Consider the following 4,271-nt stretch of genomic DNA (forward strand, 5'->3'; position numbering starts at 1 on the left):
CGACCTTTTCCAGCGCGCTCTCGGCGAGGCGGCGATAGGTGGTGATCGTGCCGCCAAAGACATTGAGCAGCGGCGCGCCGCCCTCGGCCTCGACCTTGAGGGTGTAGTCGCGGGTTGCCGCGGTGGCGCTGCTGGCGCCGTCGTCGTAGAGCGGGCGCACGCCGGAATAGCTCCAGACGATGTCTTCCTCGTCGATCGCCTGCCGGAAGTAGCGGTTGGCGAAATCGAGTAGATAGGCGCGCTCTTCGGGGGTGCAGACCGGGCGCTGCGCCGGGTCGGCATGGGCGGCGTCGGTGGTGCCGATCAGGGTGTAATCGGTCTCGTAGGGGATGGCGAAGATGATCCGCCCGTCGGTGCCCTGAAAGAAGTAGCACTTGTCGTGATCGTAAAGCCGGCGCGTCACGATATGCGAGCCGCGCACCAGCCGGATGCCCTCGCGGGTGTTCAGCCGGACCTTGCTGCGGATGATGTCGCCGACCCATGGGCCGCCGGCATTCACCAGCATCCGGGCGCGGTGGCTGCGCATCTCGCCGGTCTCGGTGTCCTGCGTGTCGATTAGCCAGAGATCGCCCTCGCGCGTGGCCGACAGCACCTTGGTGCGGGTCAGGATCTCGGCGCCGCGCGCCTCGGCATCGCGGGCGTTGAGCACCACGAGACGCGAGTCCTCGATCCAGCAGTCGGAATATTCGTAGGCGGTCTCGAGCCGGTCGACCAGCGGGGCGCCCTCGGGCGTCCCTTTGAGCGACAGCGTCGTCGTCCCAGGCAGGATCTTCCGCCCGCCAAGATGGTCGTACATGAACAGCCCGAGCCGGATCAGCCAGGCCGGGCGGCGGCCTTTCATCCACGGCATGACCGTAGTCAGGAGCTTCGATGTCGGCGTGTCGCTCTCGAAGCGCATGTCCCGGTGGTAGGGCAGCACGAAGCGCATCGGCCAGCTGATATGCGGCATGGCGCGTAGCAGCACCTCGCGCTCGATCAGGGCTTCGCGCACCAGACGGAACTCGAAATACTCGAGGTAGCGTAGCCCGCCGTGACACAGTTTCGTCGAGGCAGAGGACGTGGCCGAGGCGAGGTCGCCCATCTCGGCCAGGCGGACCGAGAGGCCACGCCCCGCCGCATCGCGCGAGATGCCGCATCCGTTGATGCCGCCGCCGATCACGAACAGATCGACCACGTCGATGTCGTGGCTGTCCCGCACAAGCTCCTCCTCACCTTGGCGTGAGCGGTAACCTGCTGGATTGAAGGCGCGTTCGCAAGCGTAAATTTTCGGTAATGTTCGGTTTTAGGTAATACACTGAAATAAAGTGAAAAAGCACTGACACATTCAAAGTATAAAACGTGTATTTGCCGCATTGCAGCTGCAGAAACTCGCAAAGGCCGTCCTGTTTGGCTGGTTTCCGTCGCGTCAAAGAGAGTCTTTGCGCGGTTTTCGTCATAACGAACATAAACGAAAGTTTCGGCCGTGGAAACGACCTGTCCGCCGCCGGAATTCGCCTTGGACGGCATCGGTACCGGCTGTCATCCGGGAGGACTCGGCGCGTTTGCCGCGATCACAGCAGCAAACGCGGCTGCGCGCGGGGGGCGGTTCGTCGAAAAGGGGGGTGTTCGTCTTCGTGCCGGCGCGGGGCGGCGAGGCGCGCGCATTTTCAAGCGCGAAGCGCGGGCGGCCCGAAAGCCGCCCGCGCGGTCTTAGCTCGCCGGCAGCAGGACGCCGTCGAAGAACGCCGCAAGATCGGCATAGCCGTCGAGCGGCAGCACGTGGGCGATATACTGGTCCGGACGGACCACGATCATGCAGCCCTGGGCGCGGTCGATGCCGCGCATGTCGAAGATGTCGCCCTGACCCTTGTGATCGGTGCAGAACACCTTCTCGTGGTCCTGCAGCCCGTACTTGCCCTTTCTGGGCTTCAGCAGCGACGGCATGTCCTCGTAGGAGAGCTGGTCGAAGGTCTGCTGGAACACGGCGCGCAGGTCGATGATGGCGTCGATATCTTCGTCCGGGCGGGTGTATTTCACCACCGGCGAGGCGGTATCATTTTCGAGCCAGTCCGCCAGCTTGTGGATCGCCGAGCCGGGGGCCGAGCTGTCCTTGCCACCTGCAAAGGCGTAGATCCGCCAGCGCCCGTCGGCCTCGGCCACATGGCCGAGCTGCATCTGCATCGCGTCCGAGAGCCGGACCGCAGGGGCCGAATGGAAGCGCTTGCCGATGACCTCGCCGGTGGCCAAAGCCTGATGGGTGGCCGGGCCGATGAGGGCGGAGGGTTCGTAATGCACCGCAAGGCCGCCGGTGAACTCGAGGTTCTCGATGAACTGCGCCTGCACGCGCGGCACATCGGTGCCGTCGAGCTCGGACTCGCCGGGGGGCGCCGACATGATGCGCGCCCATTTGTGATCGGTGTCGACCAGCCGCTTGGCCTCGAGCCAGCGTTCGGCAGAGTAGCTGTGCAGGAGGCCGGCATCGGCGCGCCCCTGCAGCACATGCGCCAGCTTCCAGCCGAGGTTGAACGAGTCCTGCATCGACACGTTCATGCCCTGACCGGCCTTGGGGCTATGGGTGTGGCAGGCGTCGCCTGCGGTGAAGACGCGCGGGGTGCGGGTGGCCTTCTGGTCCTCGGGGACGTCGTCGAACCGGTCGGTCATGCGGTGCCCGATCTCGTAGACCGACCACCAGACAACCTCCTTCACGTCGATGGTGTAGGGGGCCATGATCCGGTTCGCCGCGGCGATCATGTCCTCGGAGGTGAGGTTGCGGCTGGCCACGCGCTCGTCGGGGTTCAGCTTGTCGAGCTCGACATACATGCGGAACAGGTAGCCGCCCTCGCGCGGGAGGATCAGCACATTGCCCTCGCTCTTCGAGGCGACGATGCATTTCTGCCGGATGTCGGGGAAATCGGTGTTGGCGAGGATGTCCATCACGCCCCAGGCCTGGTGCGCCGCATCCCCGTGCAGCGTGCCGCCGATGGCCTTGCGCACGTTCGAGCGCGCGCCGTCGCAGCCCACCACGTAATTCGCCCGCACCGTCTGAAGCGTGCCGGCATTGACGCCGGTGTTCTCGAGCGTGACGGTGACGGGGTGATCCTCGGTGCTCTCGTCGACGGTCAGATCCTTGACGGACCAGCCGTAATCCGGCTCCAGCCGCTTTGGCGACTTGCGCATCACGTCAAGGAACAGCTCGTGGATGCGGGCCTGGTTGATCAGCGTGTGGGGCATCTCGGAGCTGTCATCGGCCACGTCCTGCACCCGGCCGATACGGCGCACGTGCTCGGGCTTTTCCGGGTCCGGTGTCCAGAAGGTGGTCTGGTTGACCCAGTAGCTCTCGCGCTTGACCTTTTCGCCGAAGCCGAAGGCCTGGAACATCTCCATGGTGCGGGTGTTGACGCCGTCCGCCTGGCCCTTCTCCATCGGGCCGGGCTTGCGCTCGACGATCATCACGTCGATCTCGGGGAATTGCGACAGCTGCGCGGCAAGGCAGAGGCCCGCCGGGCCGCAGCCGGCGATCAGCACGTCGACCTTCTCGGGCAGGGGCGCAAAATCATCGTATTCGCGGCGGCAGGGGGCTGCATCGCTCAGGTCGGGATCGCCGCCCCGAAAGCCGTTCAGATAGTACTGCATGAATGCTCCTCCGTATCGTGCAGATGCGAGCCCTCGCTCGGTTGGATTAGATAATAGCTATACTTATCATGTTTGGTCAATAATCAATATGCATACATATTATAGAGCCGTAATGCGCTGAATGTGCGTGCTTATCTCAGAAATAAGGGTCGCGTTTGTGGAGCGCGGGGCGGGACGCGAGCGGGAATCGCTCGACCTGACCTCGGACGCGCAGCGCCTCGCGCTGCCGCTTTTCGGCGCGCAAGGGGCGTCCCGCATGAGGGGCGCCGGCCTGCCAGACGACGCGGGGTCGGGGGGGCTCAGCCGCCGAGGCTGCGCAAGCCGCTACCCGTCTTCGAGCCGCCAAAGCCGCCCCGCGAGGCGGCGGTGGCGCGGGTGAGGGGCGGCTTGCCGGCGGTCACCGGGGCCTTGTTGAAGGTGCTCGGGTTGAGCTGCGCGCGCCCGGTGTTGTTGGCGTAGCTGGCATTGCCCGCAGGCGTGGTGAAACGGCCGTCGGCGTTGCGATACATCGGCTGCGCCGCGAGGCCGCGCTGGCCGCCCAGCATGTTGCCGATCAGGTAGCCCGCGAGAAGCGGCATGAAGATGCTGCCCGAACCGCCGCCCGTCGCCTGCGCCTCGGAGCCGCAATTGCCCTCGCCGTACTGCTCTTCGCAGACCTC

Annotated in this window: 3 protein-coding genes; all 3 read right to left on the reverse strand. The window is 65.3% G+C overall.

The window, feature by feature from the left end:
- On the reverse strand, positions 1-1,198 hold a 1,198-nt coding region (gene glpD, locus AC6RA4_RS23615; RefSeq protein WP_500164456.1), incomplete at its 3' end, for a glycerol-3-phosphate dehydrogenase.
- Positions 1,199-1,689: 491 nt separating this feature from the next.
- Positions 1,690-3,612, reverse strand: coding sequence for an FAD-binding monooxygenase (locus tag AC6RA4_RS23620; RefSeq protein WP_500164458.1), 1,923 nt, complete (start codon positions 3,610-3,612; stop codon positions 1,690-1,692).
- Between the two features lie 299 nt (positions 3,613-3,911).
- On the reverse strand, positions 3,912-4,271 hold a 360-nt coding region (locus AC6RA4_RS23625; RefSeq protein ID WP_500164460.1), incomplete at its 5' end, for a DUF1190 domain-containing protein.

It is taken from the genome of Salipiger sp. (assembly GCF_059781815.1).